Below are 20,778 nucleotides of genomic sequence, written 5' to 3'. Positions count from 1 at the left end.
GGGCGAGTGCGGCCAGCCTTGTGGACTCTCGTACAGAGCTTCCTAGCTGTCTCGATTGCCGGCAGCGTACGGTGCACCGGGATTCACATCCAGCACCATGCGTTCGGGCGCGACCAGTGAGTCTTCGTGCTGGCAGCGCCATCTGCTGCCTTCCGTGATGCCGGCAAGGGTGTGGCCGTCTTCGACGACGTCGCCGTTCTGGATCAGGTAGACGGCGGAGTTGAACAGCATGCGCGACATGGCGGTAGGGTCGAGTTCCCAGAAATGGCATTGCATGTCGGGCACGCCGAAAACGCTTAGTCCAAGGCTGTCCATCAACATATCGCCGTTCTCGTTACTGATGCTGAAAAAGCGCAGATTGAACAGGCCGTAGTAGACATAGCCATCCGCATGGTTTTGCAGATAGGTTTCGGGGTTGAGCAGGCAGCGCGCAGGAGTCTGGGAGATCGCCTTCACATCACTGCATTCGATGACAACATGCATGATGGCCTGGAGGATTTCGAGCCGGTCTTCGATCTGGAGACCGCGGCCCATGAGTTCGGTGACCATCACGGAATGCTGGCATTGAGCCAGCGCGGCATCCTTGTCGGGCCAGTCCCAGGTCTGCTGTGCGGCCTCGGCGTAGTGAGCTGGGTCGAGCGGCTTGTCTGCCTGCATGATGGCGATCTGGCTGGGTACGCCTTTTTTGTCCGCGTAATTCACGCAGTAGTCGTTCAACGCGAGCAGAATCGTCGCACCGTCCGAGACTATAGCCACGTCACCAAGCCGTTCGGCGAGTGCCGCGCGCAGCGTTTCTCCGTCGAGTTCAGGAGGCCGCGTGTACAGCGCCTCGAAGTTCCACATGTCGGGTTGCTGGCGATGGCTGAAAGCAGTTTGCGCGTCGTTCATGGTATGAGTTCAGTGTCCCAAATGCTGCGGCAGCACTTCCTGCAGGATCGTCGTTGCGATCTCTTCGATCGATTTGGTGGTGCTGGACAGCCAGCCGATGCCTGAGCGGCGCATCATGGATTCGGCTTCGGCCACCTCGTAGCGGCAGTTCTGCAGGCTGGCGTATTTGGAGTCGGGGCGGCGCTCGTTGCGGATGCTGGACAGGCGCTGGGGGTCGATCGTCAGGCCGAACAGTTTCTTGCGATAGGGCTCCAGCGCGGGCGGTAGTTGCTTGCGTTCGAAATCTTCGGGGATCAGCGGGTAGTTGGCTACCTTGAGGCCGAACTGCATCGCCAGATAGAGGCTGGTCGGGGTCTTGCCGCTGCGGCTGACGCCGACGAGGATCACGTCGGCGCCGGTCAGGTCGTTGTGGGTCTGGCCGTCGTCGTGGGCGAGCGTGTAGTTGATCGCCTCCATGCGCTCAAGGTATTCCTTGCTCTCGCTGATGTCGGCAAAACGGCCCACGCGGTGCAGAGAGGTCTGGCCGAGTTCGATCTCCAGCGGACGCACGAAGGTGCCGAACATGTCGAATACCTTGCCCTTGCATTGGGTCTCGATCACATCCAGCATTTCCTGATTGACGAGCGTGGTGAAGACGATGGGCTTCTTGTTTTCCACTTCGGCAACGTGATTCACCTGACGGACCGCCTGGTGGCATTTGTCAATTGAATCGACGAACGGAATGCGGATCAGGCGGGGCTTGGTCTCGAACTGGGCCATGATGGCCGTGCCGAAAGTCTCGGCGGTGATGCCGGTGCCGTCGGAGATCACGAAAATCGTATGGGTGTGCATTGCACGCTGGGCAGAGCTCATATTTCAGTATTCTTGAAAACGCCGGAATGAAAACCTGTTCGCATTGTCGGGCCGGGAAACCGCTTTCCGCGCGTCCGTCGACGGAGCCCTACAATGCCCCATTATTCCCAATTTCCTTCCCATGTTGTTTCTTGGCGCTTCACAACCAGAACATCAAAGCACTTCGCCTGGCGATGTGGGAAACGGCTTCGCGCGCTCAATTCCGGCCATTGAGCCGACGAGTGCTGCGGGCCTGCACCGGTTTTTAAACTCTGGAGCTTCCCCATGTCTGCACTCTATGAAACGACCGCCCTGGTCGTTCCGTTTGAGAACCTGAGAATGACCGACGTCGAGGTCGTAGGCGGCAAGAACGCCTCGCTCGGCGAGATGATCTCCCAACTGCCCGACGGCGTGCGCGTGCCTACAGGTTTCGCCACGACCGCCCACGCATTCCGCGAATTCCTGCAGCACGAAGGTCTGGCCGACCGCATCAGCCAGAAGCTCGCGACGCTCGACGTGGACGACGTGCGTGCCCTGGCCGCAGCCGGTGCCGAGATTCGCGGCTGGATGGAAAGCCAGCCGTTTCCAGCCGATCTTGAAAAGGCGGTTCGCGATGCGTTTGCGACGCTCGCTGGAGGCAACGTGCAGGCGAGCTTTGCGGTGCGTTCCTCAGCCACTGCCGAAGATCTTCCGGACGCCTCGTTTGCCGGTCAGCAGGAAACCTTTCTGAACGTGGTCGGCATCGAAGACGTGCTGCACAAGATGAAGGAAGTGTTTGCGTCGCTCTACAACGACCGCGCCATTTCGTATCGCGTTCACAAGGGTTTTGCACACGACGTGGTCGCGCTGTCGGCTGGCGTGCAGCGCATGGTGCGCTCGGACACCGGCGCAGCCGGCGTGATGTTCACCATCGACACCGAATCCGGCTTCGAGGAAGTGGTGTTCATCACCTCGAGCTATGGTCTCGGCGAAACGGTGGTGCAGGGCGCGGTCAATCCCGACGAGTTCTATGTGCACAAGCCGATGCTCGAGGCTGGCAACAAGTCGGTCATCCGCCGCAATCTGGGCAGCAAGCTGATCCAGATGGTGTTCGCCTCGGCCGAGGAAAAGGCCGCTTCAGGCAAGCTGGTGAAGACCACCGACGTGGCACCGGAACTGCGCAACCGCTATTCGCTGACCGACGCCGACGTCGAGCAACTCGCCCGATACGCGCTGATCATCGAGAAGCACTACGGTCGTCCGATGGATATCGAATGGGGCAAGGACGGCACCGATGGGCAGCTCTACATCCTGCAGGCGCGTCCCGAGACCGTGAAGAGCCAGTCCAAGGGCCAGGCCGAGCAGCGCTTCAAGCTCAAGGGCACGGGCACGGTGATCGCCGAGGGCCGCGCCATCGGTCAGAAGATCGGCACCGGCCCGGTGCGTCTGGTGAACGACATTGCCGAGATGGACAAGGTGCAGCCCGGCGACGTGCTCGTGACCGACATGACCGATCCCAACTGGGAGCCGGTGATGAAGCGCGCCTCCGCCATCGTCACCAACCGTGGCGGTCGTACCTGCCACGCGGCGATCATCGCGCGTGAACTGGGCATTCCCGCCGTGGTGGGATGCGGCGACGCGACCTCGCTGCTCAAGGAGGGCACGCTCGTCACCGTGAGCTGCGCCGAGGGCGACACCGGCAAGATCTACGATGGCCTGCTCGAAACCGAAGTCACCGAAGTGCAGCGCGGCGTGATGCCCAAGATCAGCACCAAGATCATGATGAACGTGGGCAACCCGCAGCTCGCGTTCGACTTTGCGCAACTGCCCAACGAAGGGGTGGGGCTGGCGCGTCTTGAATTCATCATCAACAACAACATTGGCGTGCATCCCAAGGCCATCCTCGACTACCCGGCCGTCGACGCCGATCTCAAGAAGGCCGTCGAGTCCGTGGCCCGTGGCCATGCCTCGCCGCGCGCGTTCTACGTGGACAAGGTGGCCGAAGGCGTGGCGACGATTGCCGCCGCTTTCTGGCCCAAGCCGGTCATCGTGCGTCTGTCGGATTTCAAGTCCAACGAATACCGCAAGCTGATCGGCGGCAGCCGCTACGAGCCCGAAGAAGAGAACCCGATGCTCGGCTTTCGCGGCGCGCTGCGCTACATCAGCGAGGACTTCGGCGAAGCCTTTGCGATGGAGTGCGAGGCGATCAAGCGCGTTCGCAACGAGATGGGACTGAACAACATCCAGGTGATGGTGCCGTTCGTGCGCACGCTCAAGCAGGCCGACCGTGTGACGCAACTGCTGGCCGAGCACGGCCTCAAGCGCGGCGAGAACGATCTGAAGATCATCATGATGTGCGAGATTCCCTCGAACGCCGTGCTCGCAGACGAGTTTCTGGAATACTTCGACGGCTTCTCCATCGGCTCGAACGACCTCACGCAGCTCACGCTCGGTCTGGACCGCGATTCCGGCCTCGAATTGCTGACCGCAGATTTCGACGAGCGCGATCCGGCCTTGCAGAAGCTGCTGCGCATGGCCATCGAGGCCTGCAAGAAGCAGGGCAAGTACGTGGGCATCTGCGGTCAGGGCCCAGCGATCATCCGGACTTCGCCAAGTGGCTTGCCGATCAGGGCATCTCGTCGATTTCGCTGAATCCCGACAGTGTGGTTTCGACCTGGCAGAACCTCGCAGGCTGAGGCTTTAAGCAAAGGGTTCGTCCACGTGCTGCCCCATTCAGAGAATGACGAGCAGGTGGGGGTTCCCTTTCCACCCGATATGCACGACGCCCGGCACTTGTGGCTCAAGGCCGGGCTTTTGTTCGTCTGGGTGCTGGTCACTTTTGGCGCGGTCTGGTTCGTGCGTGATCTGACGTGGATCATCGGACAGTGGCAATTCGGTTACTGGATGGTCGCCCAAGGGGCAGTCCTGATGTTCATCGCGATCATCTGCGTTTACTGTGCGGCCATGAACCATTTCGAGCGACAGGATCAAGCAGCAGAATCCAGCGCCGCGTCCTCCCATGAGTGACGGCGGCGGCGGCGCGGTCCGCCGCGCGTATTCGAGCCGACTCGCGCGCATTCTGACGCTGTACGTGATCGGCGTCGTCGGCTTCATCGCGAGCCTGGCCTGGGCCGAACAGCAAGGCTTGTCGCGACACTGGATCGGCCCGATTTTTCTGTTCCTGACCGTGATGGCCTATGCCGGCATCGGCGTGTATGGCCGCACGACCGATCCCGAGGAATATTACGTTGCAGGGCGGCGCATTCCGCCGTTCTACAACGGCATGGCCGCTGCGGCGGACTGGATGAGCGCGGCGTCGTTCATCAGCCTGTCCGGCGCGCTCTATCTGCAGGGGTTTGCGGGCCTGCCGGGGCAGACGGGCGGGCTGGCCTATCTGCTCGGCTGGACGGGCGGCTTCTGCCTGGTCGGCATCCTGATCGCGCCGCATCTGCGAGCGATGAACCTCTACACGATTCCCGATTTCTTCCAGGTGCGCTTTGGTGGCCGCTGGCCGCGCGTGATTGCCGCACTCGCCGCGGTGATCTGCTCGTTCACCTATGTGGTGGCGCAGATCTACGGCGTGGGACTGATTGCCTCGCGACTGACCGGCGTGCAGTTCGAGATCGGCATCATGCTCGGGCTGGGCGGGGTGCTGCTGTGCTCGTTTCTGGGTGGCATGCGCGCCATCACCTGGACGCAGGTGGCGCAATACGTGGTCATTCTGCTGGCGTTTCTGATTCCTGTGTCCTGGCTCGCGTACAAGCAGTTGGGCAATCCCGTGGCGATGATGGAATATGGCTCGCAGATCAACAAGATCGCCGAGCTTGAGGACGCGTTGCTCGCCTCGCCTGCGGAGATGGAAGTGCAGCGCGCCTACCTGCGCCGCGCGCGCGAGTACGAAGCGCGGCTGACCGACGTGGATGCGGCGCTGGAGCGCGAACGCGCCGCTGCACGTGAACGCATTCAGCAACTGCGCGCGCAGAACGCCGATGTCGGGCTGATCGTGGCCGCGAGCCGCGAACTCGTGAAGATGCCGCGCGATGCCGCGAATGCGCGTGAACTGTGGACACGCGAGATGCGCGAGAACTACGAGCGCGCGCGGCCGCTTGGCGGTCTGCCGCGGCACAGCCAGGCATTTGCGGGGGATCCCGAGGGCAGCTCCGAGGAGCGCGACGCATTCCGCAATTCGCGCCGCAATTTTCTTGCGTTGATGTTTTGCCTGATGGTCGGCACCGCCGGGCTGCCGCATTTGCTCACGCGCTACTACACGGTGCCCAGCGTGGCCGCCGCGCGTTCTTCGGTGGCCTGGTCGCTGTTCTTCATTGCGCTCTTGTACCTGAGCGCGCCCGCGCTGGCGGTACTCATCAAGCACGAGGTCATGAACAATCTCGTGGGCAGCAGCTTTGATGCACTTCCGAGCTGGATGGCGCAATGGTCGCGCCTCGATAGTGCCTTGCTGTCCGTGGAAGACATGAACGGCGACGGCATTCTGCAGTTTGGCGAAATGCGCTTTGGTGCCGACCTGATCATGCTGGCCACGCCCGAAATCGCCGGACTGCCCTACGTGATTTCCGGCCTTGTGGCAGCGGGCGGTCTGGCGGCTGCGCTGTCGACCGCCGACGGGCTGCTGCTCACCATCAGCAATGCGCTGGTGCGCGATCTTTATTTCCGTGAGACCCGTCGCCGTGCGTCGCCCGAGCAGCGCGTGATTCTCACCAAGTTCGCACTGCTGACCGTGGCCTTGTCTGCGGCATTCGTGGCAGCGCTCAAGCCGTCGGAAATCCTGCCGATGGTGTCGGCTTCGTTCTCGATTGCAGCGTCGGCTTTCGTTCCGGCCATGGTGCTGGGCATCTTCTGGCGCGGCACCACGCGCGAAGGAGCCGTGGCAGGCATGCTGTGCGGGCTGCTGCTCACCATGTACTACCTGTTGTCGCAAGTGGAGGTGGTGCGCGCTGTCGTTCCCGCACCACTCTTGGTGGATGGTTTGTGGTTCGGCATTCAGCCGATTTCTGCCGGTGTTTTCGGCGTTCCGTTCGGCCTTCTGGTGACCTGCCTTGTGAGCCTGTGGACGCGTGCGCGCAGTGATTAAAAAAAGCTACCGAAATGTAAATGAATTTAGCGTAAATCATTGATTTGCTTCGGGCATTCCCGATATACAAATTCACTAACATTTGAGATTGTTCGATACTAATCTTCCGGCCCAAATGTGAGGTATTCAATGATTTATGTCAAAACGCAAGCGGGTCAACTGGCGCTCAAGGAGCGTCACGGTGCGCTGACACCTCGCCAACGGTCTGCGTTCATCCTGTTCGATGGAAAGCGCACGATGCAGCAGGTGCTGGATGCTACCGCTCCCATGGGAATCACCCCGCAGGATGTGCAGGTCATGATCGATCAGGGCCTGCTCGAGGCGACTGCCGCGACCAGCGCTGCACCAGCACCCGCCGCCGTGGCGCCCGGCGCTACTACGACTGCCACCCCGACCACGTTTTCACCGCCCAGCAGCTTTGGCATCGAGGTGATTCGCAGTATCAGCGAACGCTATCAGGATGCCTACCGCGTCGCGACGGAGTTGACCTCGGGCCTGGGCTTGCGCGGCCTGCCGCTGACGCTCGCCGTGGAATCGGCGGGCGGCTATAACGAACTGCTCGCGCTCGCACCCAAGATCCGTGCGGCAGTGGGCGATGTGAAGTTTGCGCGGCTCGATCATGCGCTCAATGGGTAGACGCTGCTGCGCAAACCGTCCATGAAAAAACGCGTCCGGGGGACGCGTTTTTCGTTTCGGCGGGGAAAATCCGTTCAACCGCCCACGCCCAGCAGTTCCACGTCGAATTTGAGCGTGGCGTTCGGCGGAATCACGCCGCCCGCACCACGCGCGCCGTAGCCCAGTGCGGCGGGAATCACGAGCGTGCGCTGGCCGCCCACCTTCATGCCCTGCACGCCTTCGTCCCAGCCCTTGATGACCATGCCGCCGCCCAGAGGAAACTCAAACGGATCGTTGCGATCGCGGCTGGAGTCGAACTTGGCGCCTTGCTGGCCGTCGTTGTAGAGCCAGCCGGTGTAGTGCACGCGAACGGGCGTGCCTGCCTTGGCTTCGGTGCCTTCGCCGATGACGGTGTCGAGGTATTGCAGGCCGGAGGGGGTGGTGGTGAAGGTCATGAAGCAAAAGTCCTTTGGATGGGTTGATAAGAATCGCTGCGAGCGCACCAGCGAAGGCAAGGCGGCGATGTCGCAAGCATAGTGCCAAAAACACAAAACCCGCGACTTGCGCGGGTTGGTTGGCCATGAAGCGATTTAGTCGTCCGAAGGCCGGGGCGTCGCGGGCGTGGTGTGGGCAGGAGGCGCGCCTTGTGCGTCCGGTGCGACCGAGCTGGGCGAGACTGGCGCGGCAGCAGGGGTGGCTCGCACGGTGACTTTGCGTGGATGCGTGGCTGCCCAGCGCAGGGCGAAGGGCTGCACGTCCGACAGGCGCTTGAGCAGGTCCTGGCCCAGTGGCGTGACGGTGTAGCCCTCGCTGCCGTGGTCGAGCAGGCTGGCCTCGCGCAGTTCCTTGATGCGGGTGTTCAGCGTGTTGGGCGTGATGCCGCCCACGCTGTCCTGCAGCAGGCGAAAGGTTTGCGGGTGGCCGTCACGCAGCGCCCACAGCACGCGCATCGCATAGCGGCATTCGAGTCGCTCGAACAGCTGATTGACTGCGGCGTTGTCCTTGGAGCTCATGAGGGCTTCTCCTTGCGCATGAAATGAAAGCCGCCCGAGAGGCATCGTTGCTGGGCGTTGGGCAAAAACGGCCTCAATATAACTTGGAATCGATGTTGCTACAAGTTTGGTAGCTTTTGCCACAGGGTGTATTGCGTCAGCGCGAAGGCGTGGCGCTGCGGGGTGTCTGTGCCAGTTGCACCAGCACCAGCAGCGTATTGTTCACCGGCGTGGGAACGCCGTGCGCCTTGCCGCGCTGCACCACGTATCCGTTGAGGTGATCGATCTCGGTGGGCTTGTGTCGAGCGAGATCCTGCGCCGTCGAGGACAGTTGGCCCGGCATGGTCTGCGGCAGGCCATGGACGGTGTCGCGCAGCTTCTCGGGCAGATCGATGCCATCGGCGCGAGCCACGGCAAGGCATTCGTCGATGATGTCGTCGATCAGCGGATTCACGCCGCCTTGCTCGACCAGCCAGCCATAGGGCATCTGCGTGAGCGCCGACAGCGCGTTGTAGGCGCAGTTGATGATCAGCTTGGACCAGAGCGCGCCGCGCACGTTGTGCGACACCTGGGTCGGAATACCGGCCTTCGCAAACTGCTGCGCCACGCGGTCGCTTGCGGGTGTCGGTGCAATCACCAGCTCGCCGCGCCCGAAATGGCGCACATGGCCGGGGCCTGCCATCGCGGTGGCGACATAGACGACGACCGGCGCGACCGGACGATCAGGGCCGAGCACCGCGCTCGCGCGTTCGTCGTTGTCCACGCCGTTTTGCAGCGTGAGCACGAGCGTGCCCGGTGCGAGAAACGGCTTGATCTGCGCGGCGGCGGATTCCGTGTCGGTGGACTTCACGCAGAACAGCACCACGTCCGCGCCCTGAACGGCGCTCACCTCGGTGCTCGCATTCATTGGCACGTGGATGTCTTCCGTCGCGGTCTGCAGGCGCAACCCCTGTTTGCGCACCGCTTCCACGTGGGCCTGGCGACCGATCAGCGTGACCTCGTGCCCGGCGCGCGCGAGCATCGCGCCGAAGTAGCAACCCACCGCCCCGCGCCCATGACGGCGATGGAGAGGAGGCTGCCTTGTGCGTTCGGAGAAATGCTGGAGTTTTGCACGGATGGTCCTTGGTGTGACGGCAGCGGTGAATATAGCGTCAACGCTGTCGTCAACGGCGCTCAAAACCCCGCTCGCATCTGCCTCAAGCGCGTCCCGGCTTTTGCGGATGGCAACCCGGACACGAGGATCGGCCAAAGACGAAAAGAAAAAGCCCCGTGCCGGCGATGCGGTACGGGGCTTGATCGAAGAAAGAGGCAGCGACAGAGCCGCGAGGTGTCGCAGCCCTTGCGCCTGACGCGCTTACAGCGAATCGATGAAGCTGCGCAGCTTGTCCGAGCGGCTCGGGTGCTTGAGCTTGCGCAACGCCTTGGCTTCGATCTGGCGGATGCGCTCGCGCGTCACGTCGAACTGCTTGCCCACTTCTTCAAGCGTGTGGTCGGTGGACATTTCAATACCAAAGCGCATGCGCAGCACCTTGGCTTCGCGTGGCGTGAGACCGTCGAGGATGTCCTTGACGACATCGCGCAGCCCGGCTTGCATGGCTGCATCGACCGGCGCGGTGTTGTTGCTGTCCTCGATGAAGTCGCCCAGATGGCTGTCGTCGTCGTCGCCGATGGGGGTTTCCATCGAGATCGGCTCCTTGGCGATCTTCATGATCTTGCGGATCTTGTCCTCGGGAATTTCCATCTTCGCGGCGAGAATCGACGCATCGGGCTCGAAGCCGAACTCCTGCAGATGCTGGCGCGAGATGCGGTTCATCTTGTTGATGGTCTCGATCATGTGCACCGGGATGCGGATCGTGCGCGCCTGGTCGGCGATGGAGCGCGTGATGGCCTGGCGGATCCACCACGTCGCATAGGTCGAGAACTTGTAGCCGCGACGGTATTCGAACTTGTCCACGGCCTTCATCAGACCGATGTTGCCTTCCTGGATCAGGTCGAGGAATTGCAGGCCACGGTTCGTGTACTTCTTGGCAATCGAGATCACCAGGCGCAGGTTGGCCTCGATCATCTCCTTCTTGGCATCGCGCGACGCGGCTTCGCCTGCGTTCATGCGCTTGTTGATGTCCTTGAGCTCGGTGAGCGGCACCACCACGCGGGCCTGCAGATCCATCAGGCGCTGCTGGAGCTCCTGCACGGGCGGGATATTGCGCGCGAGGATGTTGCTCCAGGGCTTGCCAGAGGAAGCCTGCTTTTCGACCCATTGCAGGTTCAGCAGATTGGGCGGAAATTCCTTGATGAAGGTTTCCTGCGGCATGCCGCACTTGTCCACGATGATGCGACGCAGTTCGCGTTCCTTCTTGCGCACGTCGTCCACCTGGGCGCGCAGCATGTCGCACAGCTTCTCGATGGTCTTGGCGGTGAAGCGGATGGTCATGAGTTCAGCCGAGATGTCGTGCTGGATCTTCATGTAGGTCGCGCCGCCGTAGCCGTCCTTGTCGTAGACCTTGTGCATCTTCTCGAAGTGACCGCGCAGCGTGTCGAAGCGGCTCAGCGCCTCGTTTTTGAGCTCCTCGAGCTTCTTGGTCAGCGCCTTGGAGCCGCCCTTGCCGTCGTCGTCATCGTCTTCGTCGAATTCGTCGAAGTCTTCTTCAGCCACATAGTCGTCGGCTTCGTTGGGATTGGAGAAACCGTCGACGATGGTCGAGATGACGACCTTGCCTTCGCGGATTTCTTCACCCATCTGCAGAATTTCGGCGATGGTCGCGGGCGATGCGGAGATCGCCTCCATCATGTCCTGCAGGCCGCCTTCGATGCGCTTGGCGATTTCGATTTCGCCTTCGCGCGTCAGCAGCTCGACCGTGCCCATTTCACGCATGTACATGCGCACCGGATCGGTCGTGCGGCCAAATTCCGAGTCCACGGTGGACAGGGCGGCTTCGGCTTCTTCTTCGGCTTCCTCGACGGTGGTGGCCGTGGGAGTGACGTTGTTCTGGAACAGGGTTTCCGCATCGGGAGTCTGCTCGTACACGGCCACGCCCATGTCGTTCAACATGGTGACCACGACTTCCATCGTTTCGGCATCGACCAGCTTGTCGGGCAAGTGATCGGAGATTTCGACCTGCGTGAGGTAGCCGCGCGTCTTGCCGAGCGTGATCAGCTTCTTGAGCTGCGAGCGGCGCTTGGCCATGTCTTCTTCGGACAGGACGGTTTCGTCCAGGCCGAATTCCTTCATCAAGGCGCGTTCCTTCGCCTTGCTGATCTTCATGCGCAGTGGCTTGACCTTCTCGACCGTAGCGACCTGTTCGACTTCGGGTTCCGGCTCGCCTTCGAGGTCAGACTCGATATCCGACAGGTCGGCGTCATCGGCCGAGCCTTCGTCTTCCTTGGCCTTGGGCTTGCGGCCACGCTTGGCCGGCGCCTTGGCTTCAGCCGCAGCGGCGGCAGCCTTGGCCGGGCGACCCGGGCGCTTCTTTGGTGTGTCGTCGTCGCCAGCATCCGCAACAGGGGCGGCAGCGGCAGCAGCAGCGGCGCGCGCGGGCTTTTTCTTCAATTCTTCGGTGGTTTCCTTGGAGGCGGCAGATTTCTTCGCAGGCACGGTCTTGATTTCTTCATTCTTTGCGGCCTTGGTGGCGGGCTTGGCCGCTGCCTTTTTGGCAGGCGGCGCCTTCGCGGGCACCTTGGTCGCGGATTTCACGGCAACTTTGGAAACGGTCTTCGCAGCGGTCTTAGCAGCGGCGCTTTTGGCAGGCGCAGACTTGGCCGGCTTCGCGGACTTTTGAACAGGCATGAATTACCTCGGGATCAAAAACGAACACACAAAGAAAACGCAAGCGCCACATATCCCGGCGCGGGCTAATACGGCAAAGGACGTTACCGTTACCTTCGCAGATGAGGACTGATTCCTCGCTGGCAAGATGTCTGGGCGAACATTTGGAGTGCAGTCCTTGCGGTGGGGTAGGCTGTTGTGCGTGTTTGTCACGGGCGCCTGATCCGGAGGTGCTGCTGTCGCTCTTGCCGACAAGCCTTAAATTATACCTTTTACAGGCAATTCAAGAGCTTGACAGCTTGGGGTTTTCCAGAGCAATTCGACGATTCTGTAATTCTTTGTATTTGGTCAACGCAGCGGGATCGCTTCCCGCGAGCTGGATCAGCGCGTTTTCCTGACGCCGCAGATGGTCGATCAGCAGGCGATTGAGAATGTCCCGTAGCTCGGTGCGCAGCTCCGCAACGTCTCCCTCCGTCTGGGCGTGGGAGCCGGTCATGAGCCTGCGCATCTTGGTCTCGTATTCGTGGCCGGTGAGCGATTCCTGCAATACCGCCCAGGCGAGCGGGCCGTGTTCGTGCAACTGGCCTTCGATCCAGACGAAGATCGGACCGTGGGGCGCGGGAAGATCGCACAGCATGGTGTGGTCTTCGTGCGACAGATCTTCGAGAAACTCCATGTGCGACAGCATCAGCCGCACGGCATGGTCTTCCTTTTTGGCGACCGCGTCGCGCGCAAGCGGCGGCTGTGGCGGCAGATCGGCGTCCTTGCCCCAGCGTTTTTTCCAGGTGCCGTTGCCGCGCCACGGCTTTTTCATTTGCGCCGATGACGGATAGCCGCCCGCCGCGGGGTATCCATCGTGGGGCGCAAACGACGGCTCGCCGCCGCGCTCCCACGGGGCCAGCTCGCCCGGGATGTCCCACGGCATGCCGTCCTCCGCACCCGCTGCGCCGCCACCTGCCGGACGGAATCCGCCGCGTCCCTGCGGCTGTGGCGCCTGCGCCCAAAGCTGGCTCAGATCGTTGGCCGGCAATTGGCCGAGTTCGCCGAGTTCGGCCAGCAGTTGCCGCTTGAGCGCGCCGTCGGGCAGCAGGCTCCACAGCGGTCTTGCGTTGGCGAGCATGTGCGCGCGACCCTCTGCCGTGCCCAGGTCGCAGCCTTCCCCCGAGGCCTCGAGCAGAAAGCGGCTGAGCGGCATGGCATCGCCCACGTGGCGGGCGAACGCATCGCCGCCGTATTCGCGCACGAAGCTGTCCGGATCGTGCTCGCTTGGCAGGAACAGGAACTTCACGCTGCGCGTATCGCTTGCGTAGGGCAGGGCGCCATCGAGCGCCTTGCGCGCCGCGCGGCGTCCGGCGGCGTCGCCGTCGAAGCTGAACACCACGGTGTCGGTGAAGCGGAACAGCTTGTGCACGTGATCGGGCGTGCACGCCGTGCCAAGCGTTGCGACGGCGTTCGGAAATCCCAGTTGTGCAAGCGCGACCACGTCCATATAGCCTTCGGTGACGAGCGCATAGCCGGCCTCGCGGATGGCGCTGCGCGCCTCGAACAGCCCGTACAGCTCGCGCCCCTTGTGGAACACCTCGGTTTCGGGAGAGTTCAGATACTTCGGCTTGTCGTCGCCAAGAACCCGGCCACCGAAGCCTATGCATTCGCCCTTGACATTGCGGATCGGAAACATCACGCGGTCGCGGAAACGGTCGTAGCGCTTGTCGTCTTCCTCGCCGACGATGACCAGGCCGCTTTCCTCGAGCAGCGGGTCCTCGTAGCTCGGAAACACGCTAGCGAGATTGCGCCAGCCCTCGGGCGCATAGCCCAGCCCGTATTTCTTGGCGATCTGCCCGGACACGCCGCGCTTCTTGAAATAGCCGATGGCGCGTGGCGATTCGCGCAACTGCTTGCGCCAGGATTCACCGGCCTTCTCAAGCACGTCGTTGAGGGTTGCCTGCTTCTTGCGCTGGGCAGCCGCGCGTTCGCGATCCTGGGGCGAGCTGTTGTCATCGTCGGGTACCTGCATGCCGGCCTTTTGCGCGAGATCCTGCACCGCATCGCGAAAGCCCAGACCCGCGTGGTCCATCAGAAACCCGATGGCATTGCCATTCTTGCCGCAGCCGAAGCAGTGATAGAACTGCTTGGACGGGCTCACGCTGAAAGAGGGCGACTTCTCTCCGTGAAACGGGCACAGGCCCATGTAGTTGGCGCCGGCCTTCTTGAGTTGCACGTAGTGGCCCACCACGTCGACGACGTCGGTGCGCGAGAGAAGATCCTGGATGAAGTTCTGTGGAATGGACACCGGGGTATTTTCGCCCAAGCGCGGGCGGTTTCCCCGCATGTGGTTTTCACTCAGCCCGGCGTCAGCGACCTCTGCTGTAATCACGGAACGCCCCTCGGCACGCACAGGGGCCGACCGATTGCATCGAATGAACAGGAGACAACGTGACCCTCAGCATCTACGACCAGCAACTGGATCAGAACGAAGCCAATCACGCGCCGCTGACACCCTTGTCCTTCATCGAACGCACCGCTGAGATCTATCCGGACAGGACCGCCATCATCTACGGTGACCTGCGTCGCACCTGGGGTGAGACCTATGCGCGCTGCCGTCAATTGGCGAGCAGCCTGCAAAAGGCGGGCATCGGCAAGAACGACACCGTGGCCGTGATGTTGCCCAACACGCCGCCGATGGTGGAGGCGCACTTCGGCATTCCGATGGCGGGTGCGGTGCTCAACACGCTCAACACGCGGCTCGATCCGGAGACGATTGCCTTCATGCTCGACCATGGCGAGGCCAGGGTGCTGATCGTCGATCCCGAGTTTGCGCCCATCGTCGCCAAGGCGCTGCCGCTGCGCAAGCTGACGACGCCGCTGCTCGTGATCGATGTGGTCGACGAACTCTACGGCGCGGCCTCGCAGGCCATCGGCACGCAGACCTACGAGGAGTTTCTCGCCAAGGGCGATGCCCGCTTCGCGTGGCAGTTGCCTGGCAACGAGTGGGACGCGATTGCGCTCAACTACACGAGTGGCACGACCGGCAATCCCAAGGGAGTGGTCTACCACCATCGGGGAGCGACGATCAACGCGATCAGCAATGTGCTCGAATGGGACATGCCCAAGCATGCGGTCTATCTGTGGACGCTGCCCATGTTCCACTGCAACGGCTGGTGCTTCCCCTGGACCGTGGCCGCGCGCGCGGCCGTGAACGTCTGCCTGCGCCGTGTGGATGCGCAGGCGATCTTCGATGCGATCCGCGACCACGGCGTCACGCATTACTGCGGCGCGCCGATTGTTCAGAGCCTGCTCGTGAACGCGCCAGCGGCCATGAAGGAGGGCGTGCCGGCGGGCGTGAAATCGATGGTGGCGGGGCGGCGCCACCCGCCGCGATGATCGAAGGCATGGAGGCCATGGGCTTCGACATCACGCACGTCTACGGGCTCACCGAGGTCTATGGTCCCGCGACTGTCTGCGCCAGGCACGATGCCTGGGACGAGCTTGACATCGGCGAGCGCGCGCGGCTCAACGCGCGCCAGGGGGTGCGCTATCACCTGCAGCGTTCTGCCGCCGTGCTCGATCCTGAAACCATGAAGCCCGTGCCGCACGATGGCGAAACCATGGGCGAGATCATGTTCCAGGGCAACATCGCCATGAAGGGCTACCTGAAGAACCCGGCGGCGACCGAAGAGGCGTTTCGTGGCGGCTGGTTTCATTCGGGCGATCTGGCCGTGCAGTATCCCGACGGCTACATCAAGATCAAGGACCGCAGCAAGGACATCATCATCTCGGGTGGCGAGAACATCTCGTCCATCGAGGTGGAGGACGTGCTGTATCGCCATCCCGACGTGCTCGCGGCGGCGGTGGTTGCCAAGCCCGACGCCAAGTGGGGCGAGACGCCGTGCGCGTTCGTAGAGCTGAAGGCCGGAGCGATGACGACGGAGCAGGACATCGTCGCGCACTGCAAGAAGCACCTCGCGGGTTACAAGGTCCCGCGCGCCGTGGTGTTCGGCGACCTGCCCAAGACCAGCACCGGCAAGATCCAGAAGTTCGAGCTGCGCAAGCAGGCAGGCTCGGCGTCGGCCATCGACGCCTGAGCGCCAGACAGGGGCGGGTCAGCGCGGCCCGTCTCCCGCAGTGCCACGGCCATCCCTGTGGTCGCGCCTCGCGGCCTCTATTGATCGTCAGCAGCGGCGGCGTGTCAAACCATTCGCCCGGAGGGGCCGCACGGCGGCGGCCTATCGCAGGCGTGGGTTTTTCTTTATATTTCCAATTGTTAGTATTTGTTAGATATTGAACGCGCGTTAACAGATATCGCGACGGTTTCGCATCGGGTTTTCACCATTTTTTTGATATGAAACATGATATATCGTATAGCAAATTGATCGAAAACCAGAGGTTCACATGTCGTCAGAAGTCAGCCACTCCAGGCCGAGTTTTCAAAACACCGCGCTGCGTGAGCGCGCCAAGCGGGTCGTGCCAGGGGGCATGACCGGTCACCTCAACGCGGCCTTGCTACCGGCGGGCTATCCGCAGTTCTTCGAGCGCGGGCAGGGCTGTCATCTCTGGGACGTCGATGGCAACGAATACATCGACTTCATGTGCAGTTGGGGTCCGAACCTGCTCGGTCATCACCATCCGGAGGTCGAAGAAGCGGTTCGTCGCCAGCACGCTCAGGGCGATTGCCTGAACGGGCCTACGGCGCGATTTGTCGAGCTGGCCGAACGCTTCGTCGAGCGGACCGCGCACGCCGACTGGGCGCTGTTTCAGAAGAACGGCACCGACGCGACAACCGTCTGCCTGATGGTGGCGCGCGCCGCAACCGGCAAGCGCAAGGTGCTGGTCGCCGAGAAGGCCTATCACGGTGCCGATCCGTGGTGCACGCCGATCCCGGTCGGTATCACGCCGGAGGATCGCGCGCACCTGATTCACTACACCTACAACGACGTCGCGAGCCTGGAAGCCGCCGCGCAGCAGGCGGGTAACGATCTCGCCGCGATCGTGTGCTCCGCCTTCAAGCACGACCTTCGCGTCGATCAGGAACTGCCCACGCCGGAATTTGCGCGCCGCGCCCGCGAACTGTGCGATGCAGCCGGTGCCGCGCTGATCGTCGACGAGGTGCGCGCCGGTTTGCGTGTGCACGCGGGCGGAAGCTGGGAAACCGTTGGCGTGCGTCCCGACCTCAGCGCCTGGAGCAAGTCGATTGCCAATGGCTACGCACTCGCTGCCGTGACCGGGGTCGAGGCGCTGCGCGATGCGGCCACGCGCATCTACACCACGGGCTCGTTCTGGCAGGGTGGCGTGGCCATGGCCGCGGGGCTCGCGACGCTTGAGGTTTCCCAACGCGACGACGTGGTTTCGCACATCGCAAGGCTGGGCCAGCGTTTTCGCGATGGCATTGCCGCGCAGTCCGCAAGCCACCGGGTGACCGTGCGCCAGAGCGGCCCCGCGGCAATGCCCTTGATTCTTTTCGACGACGACGCGAGTCTCAAAAAGGGTGCCGCGTTCACCGTCGAGACGCTGCGCCACGGGGTCTATCTGCACCCCTGCCACAACATGTTTTTCTCGCTTGCGCATACCGAGCGGGACATCGACCTCGCATTGCAGGCCACGGATTCCGCGTTTGCGGTCGTGGCCTCGCGTTACGGCCAGTGCTGAAGCGCGAGCCAGTTGAAGCCCACAGCATTACGGGAGCACACGCGCATGGTATTTGCAGCAAGCCCACTACACGCCGACACCTCATCCACTGCGGGCGGCGCCATTGAAATCAAGAATCTCGCGAAACGTTACGGCTCCGTGCGGGCCGTGGATGATGTCTCGCTGGTCGTCAGACCCGGTGAATTTCTGGCGCTGCTTGGACCCAGCGGGTCAGGCAAGACTTCCATCTTGATGAGCATTGCCGGTTTCGAGCTACCCGATTCCGGCAGCATCAGCATCGACGGTCGGGACGTTACCTATCTGCCCGCGAACCAGCGCAATCTGGGCATGGTGTTCCAGAAGTACACGCTGTTTCCGCATCTGTCGGTGCGCGACAACGTGGCGTTCGGCCTGAAGATGCGCGGCGTGGCGAAGGCGGAACGGCTGCGCCTGGCCGAGCAGGCGCTCGCCACCGTGCGCCTCGAAGGTTATGGCGACCGCATGCCGGCGCAGTTGTCGGGCGGACAGCAGCAGCGCGTGGCGCTGGCGCGCGCCATCGTCTACCGGCCCAAGGTGCTGTTGATGGACGAGCCCCTGAGTGCGCTCGACAAGAATCTGCGCGAAGAGATGCAACTGGAGATCAAGCGGCTCCAGTCCCAGCTCGGCATCACCGTGGTCTTCGTCACGCACGATCAGGGCGAGGCGTTGACGATGGCTGATCGCGTGGCGATTCTCAGCCAGGGCCGCATCCAGCAACTCGATGAGCCCAAGGCGCTGTACGAACGTCCGCGCACACGCTTCGTCGCAGGCTTCATCGGCGAGACCAACTTCATGCCGGTCGAGGTGCAATCGCTGCTGCCGGGCGGCGCACTGGTGCAACTGCCGGGCGGCGCGAACCCCACCGAGGTGCGCGCCGAGGGGCTGGTCGGAAACATCGTGGCGCGTGGCGATGCGGTCGGCGCATTGCGGCCCGAGCAGATCACGCTCGCCGATCCCGATGATCCGGCAGCGCTTCGCGCCGTCGTGAACGGTGTGATCTACGGAGGCTCGACAGTGCTGTGCGTCGCGCAACTGACCGACGGCACCGAGCTGCGCGCGCGCCTGCCCGATCCGAGCCGCGTCAACGTCATGGCCGGCGATTGTGTCGGTCTGCGCTGGCCCGTCGAGGCGCTGCGCGTCTATGGCGCGGACGCGGGCGCCGAGGTCGCCGCATCATGACCGCAGCCGCACTGTCCCCCGCATTGCCGACGGGCGCTACGCCCTCGGCACTGCAAAGAATATGGCTCGGCCACCGGCAACTCAGCGTCGCCTCGACCGTGCTGCTGCTCACGCCGTTTTTCGTGCTGATGCTCGTGGTGTTCGCGTATCCGCTGTTGAGCCTGCTGTCGCTGAGCGTGCTTGAGCCGCATCCCACGCTCTCGAACTACGCCCGGGTGTTCGAGAACCCGGTCTATCTGAAAGTCATGCTGCGCACCGCCTGGATCAGCCTGCTGACCACGGTGCTCGCGCTGGTGCTCGGGTTTCCGTTAGCGCTCATGATGACGCGGGTCAGAGGCGCCGTGGCCGTGCTGCTCACCGCCTGCGTGCTGCTGCCGCTGTGGTCCAGCGTGCTGGTGCGCACGGCGGCCTGGATCGTGCTGCTGCGCCGCGAGGGCATCGTCAACGACGTGCTGCAGTGGCTCGGGATTGTCGGCGAACCGATCAAGCTGCTCTACACCGAAGGCTCGGTGGTGCTCGCGATGGCGCATGTGTTGCTGCCATTCATGATCCTGCCGATCTACGCGGCGCTCAGGAACATCCCCGACGACTACATGCGAGCCGCCGCGATGCTCGGCGCCAGTCGTCGTCGCGCGTTCTTCGAGGTGCTGCTGCCGATGAGCCGCGCGGGCGTCTGGAGCGGCTGTCTGATGGTGTTCCTCTCGGCGCTCGGATTCTTCGTGACGCCTGCACTGGTCGGCAGCCCGCAGGAGTTGATGATCGCCACGCTGGTGTCGCAGCAGGTGCGCGAAATGCTCGACTGGCCCTTCGCCGCCGCACTGATCGGCGTACTGATGGCCGTGGTCGCGACGCTCACGATGGTGTTCAAGAAGGCAGTGAGTTTTGACCGGTTGATGGGAGGTGGAGCATGAGCGCAATCGAAACCATGGAAAGCACCCGCGTTCGCAGGCGCGCACCGTTCGATCTCGGCAATTTCTCGCTGCGCATCTATGTGGTGCTGGTGGTGCTGTTCATCATGCTGCCGACACTGATCATCGTGCCGATGTCCTTCAGCCCGAAGGATTTCCTGGAGTTTCCACCGAGCGGCTTCACGCTGCACTGGTACGGGGAATTCTTCGCCGATGCGCAGTGGCAGAAGGCGGCATTGCTGAGCCTTCAGGTCGCAGCGCTCACGATGCTGTGTTCGGTGGTGATCGGCACCATGGTCTCCTACGCCATTGTTCGCGGTACCGCGCGTTTGCGGGGCGCGGCGCAATGGCTGGTGATCGGCCCGGTGATCGCGCCGCACATCGCGCTGGCCGTGGCCTGTTATCTGTTCTTCCAGCGTCTTGGTGTCGTCGGCACGATGACGGGCTTCGTTGCCGCGCACACGGTGATCGCATTGCCGTTCGTGGTGTTCACGGTGTCGGCCGCGTTGTCGCGCGTCGATCCCGATCTCGAATGCGCGGCCATGAGCTGCGGAGCGAGCAGGACGAGGGCGTTCTTCCTCGTGACCCTGCCGCTGATCGTGCCCGGACTGCTGAGTGGCGCACTGTTCGCTTTCATCATTTCGTTTGATGAACCCGTGGTTTCCTTCTTTGTCTCCAGCGTGCGCCAGCAGACCCTGCCACGGCGAATGTTTGACGACATCGAGCAGAACCTCACTCCGATCATTCCGGCGATTGCCACCTTGCTGACCTTGCTGTCGGTGGCGGTGCTGCTCGCGGTCGCGTTGCTGCGTGTGCTTGAGAAGCGCAGGGGTCGCCAGTGACGGCTCCGACTTCCCCGTTGTTGTTGTTCTT

At 62.7% G+C, this 20,778-nt stretch carries 12 protein-coding genes and 4 pseudogenes; 9 read left to right on the top strand and 7 right to left on the bottom strand.

What is annotated here, in order from left to right; translation table 11 throughout:
- Positions 1–42 precede the first annotated feature (42 nt).
- Complete coding sequence (locus H9K75_RS05780; protein WP_187725096.1) at positions 43–888, bottom strand: DUF4261 domain-containing protein; 846 nt, start codon at positions 886–888, stop codon at positions 43–45.
- Positions 889–897: 9 nt separating this feature from the next.
- Positions 898–1,719 carry a posphoenolpyruvate synthetase regulatory kinase/phosphorylase PpsR gene (ppsR, locus tag H9K75_RS05775; RefSeq protein WP_187725931.1) on the bottom strand — a complete coding sequence of 274 codons (822 nt, stop codon included), beginning with the start codon at positions 1,717–1,719 and terminating at the stop codon, positions 898–900.
- Positions 1,720–2,004: 285 nt separating this feature from the next.
- On the opposite strand from ppsR, the pseudogene ppsA reads away from it, so the two are divergent.
- The 4 genes and pseudogenes from ppsA to H9K75_RS05755 all read left to right on the top strand — a co-directional run bounded on the left by ppsA (position 2,005) and on the right by H9K75_RS05755 (position 7,423).
- Positions 2,005–4,394: pseudogene (gene ppsA / locus H9K75_RS05770) on the top strand (phosphoenolpyruvate synthase).
- Between the two features lie 28 nt (positions 4,395–4,422).
- On the top strand, positions 4,423–4,725 hold the full coding sequence (locus tag H9K75_RS05765) for a DUF4212 domain-containing protein (RefSeq protein ID WP_404826431.1): 303 nt from the start codon (positions 4,423–4,425) through the stop codon (positions 4,723–4,725).
- A complete protein-coding gene (locus H9K75_RS05760; protein WP_187725095.1) occupies positions 4,718–6,787 on the top strand; it encodes a VC_2705 family sodium/solute symporter in 2,070 nt (689 codons plus the stop codon). Before H9K75_RS05765 ends, H9K75_RS05760 begins: the two co-directional genes overlap by 8 nt.
- A 129-nt stretch (positions 6,788–6,916) precedes the next feature.
- Positions 6,917–7,423: a hypothetical protein gene (locus H9K75_RS05755; RefSeq protein WP_187725094.1), complete on the top strand. Its 507-nt coding sequence runs from the start codon at positions 6,917–6,919 to the stop codon at positions 7,421–7,423.
- 74 nt (positions 7,424–7,497) lie between these two features.
- Here H9K75_RS05755 and H9K75_RS05750 read toward each other — a convergent pair whose 3' ends face one another.
- The 5 genes and pseudogenes from H9K75_RS05750 to dnaG all read right to left on the bottom strand — a co-directional run bounded on the left by H9K75_RS05750 (position 7,498) and on the right by dnaG (position 14,447).
- Positions 7,498–7,857: an FKBP-type peptidyl-prolyl cis-trans isomerase gene (locus H9K75_RS05750; RefSeq protein ID WP_187725093.1), complete on the bottom strand. Its 360-nt coding sequence runs from the start codon at positions 7,855–7,857 to the stop codon at positions 7,498–7,500.
- A gap of 255 nt (positions 7,858–8,112) precedes the next feature.
- Positions 8,113–8,415: pseudogene (locus H9K75_RS05745) on the bottom strand (winged helix-turn-helix transcriptional regulator); the annotation flags it as partial.
- Positions 8,416–8,551: 136 nt separating this feature from the next.
- Positions 8,552–9,448 (bottom strand): annotated as a pseudogene (locus tag H9K75_RS05740) (ketopantoate reductase family protein); the annotation flags it as partial.
- A gap of 300 nt (positions 9,449–9,748) precedes the next feature.
- Positions 9,749–12,178, bottom strand: coding sequence for an RNA polymerase sigma factor RpoD (gene rpoD / locus H9K75_RS05735; RefSeq protein ID WP_187725090.1), 2,430 nt, complete (start codon positions 12,176–12,178; stop codon positions 9,749–9,751).
- A gap of 262 nt (positions 12,179–12,440) precedes the next feature.
- Complete coding sequence (dnaG, locus tag H9K75_RS05730) at positions 12,441–14,447, bottom strand: DNA primase (protein WP_187725089.1); 2,007 nt, start codon at positions 14,445–14,447, stop codon at positions 12,441–12,443.
- 155 nt (positions 14,448–14,602) lie between these two features.
- Between dnaG and H9K75_RS05725 the strand changes: the two are divergent.
- From H9K75_RS05725 to H9K75_RS05705, 5 genes and pseudogenes are all read left to right on the top strand, one after another.
- Positions 14,603–16,239: pseudogene (locus H9K75_RS05725) on the top strand (acyl-CoA synthetase).
- A 307-nt stretch (positions 16,240–16,546) separates the two neighbouring features.
- Positions 16,547–17,800, top strand: coding sequence for an aminotransferase class III-fold pyridoxal phosphate-dependent enzyme (locus H9K75_RS05720; protein WP_187725088.1), 1,254 nt, complete (start codon positions 16,547–16,549; stop codon positions 17,798–17,800).
- A gap of 45 nt (positions 17,801–17,845) precedes the next feature.
- The gene (locus H9K75_RS05715; protein WP_187725087.1) at positions 17,846–18,997 is read left to right on the top strand and encodes an ABC transporter ATP-binding protein; all 1,152 of its coding nucleotides are present in this window, start codon (positions 17,846–17,848) and stop codon (positions 18,995–18,997) included.
- On the top strand, positions 18,994–19,908 hold the full coding sequence (locus H9K75_RS05710) for an ABC transporter permease (protein ID WP_187725086.1): 915 nt from the start codon (positions 18,994–18,996) through the stop codon (positions 19,906–19,908). The genes H9K75_RS05715 and H9K75_RS05710 overlap by 4 nt, the downstream gene beginning before the upstream one ends.
- On the top strand, positions 19,905–20,747 hold the full coding sequence (locus H9K75_RS05705; RefSeq protein ID WP_226858562.1) for an ABC transporter permease: 843 nt from the start codon (positions 19,905–19,907) through the stop codon (positions 20,745–20,747). Before H9K75_RS05710 ends, H9K75_RS05705 begins: the two co-directional genes overlap by 4 nt.
- Positions 20,748–20,778 lie beyond the last annotated feature (31 nt).

The organism is Diaphorobacter aerolatus (assembly GCF_014489535.1).
Classification (GTDB): domain Bacteria; phylum Pseudomonadota; class Gammaproteobacteria; order Burkholderiales; family Burkholderiaceae_C; genus Diaphorobacter_A; species Diaphorobacter_A aerolatus.
Note: the sequence above shows the minus strand (reverse complement) of the source record. Positions and strands in the feature narration are given on the sequence as shown.

Bases quoted from the DNA above. Each gene is read 5' to 3' on its own strand.
- H9K75_RS05780 (WP_187725096.1), bottom strand. From the start codon at position 888: ATGAACGACGCGCAAACTGCTTTCAGCCATCGCCAGCAACCCGACATG.
- ppsR (WP_187725931.1), bottom strand. From the start codon at position 1,719: ATGCACACCCATACGATTTTCGTGATCTCCGACGGCACCGGCATCACC.
- H9K75_RS05760 (WP_187725095.1), top strand. From the start codon at position 4,718: ATGAGTGACGGCGGCGGCGGCGCGGTCCGCCGCGCGTATTCGAGCCGA.
- H9K75_RS05755 (WP_187725094.1), top strand. From the start codon at position 6,917: ATGATTTATGTCAAAACGCAAGCGGGTCAACTGGCGCTCAAGGAGCGT.
- H9K75_RS05750 (WP_187725093.1), bottom strand. From the start codon at position 7,857: ATGACCTTCACCACCACCCCCTCCGGCCTGCAATACCTCGACACCGTC.
- rpoD (WP_187725090.1), bottom strand. From the start codon at position 12,178: ATGCCTGTTCAAAAGTCCGCGAAGCCGGCCAAGTCTGCGCCTGCCAAA.
- H9K75_RS05720 (WP_187725088.1), top strand. From the start codon at position 16,547: ATGTCGTCAGAAGTCAGCCACTCCAGGCCGAGTTTTCAAAACACCGCG.
- H9K75_RS05715 (WP_187725087.1), top strand. From the start codon at position 17,846: ATGGTATTTGCAGCAAGCCCACTACACGCCGACACCTCATCCACTGCG.
- H9K75_RS05710 (WP_187725086.1), top strand. From the start codon at position 18,994: ATGACCGCAGCCGCACTGTCCCCCGCATTGCCGACGGGCGCTACGCCC.
- H9K75_RS05705 (WP_226858562.1), top strand. From the start codon at position 19,905: ATGAGCGCAATCGAAACCATGGAAAGCACCCGCGTTCGCAGGCGCGCA.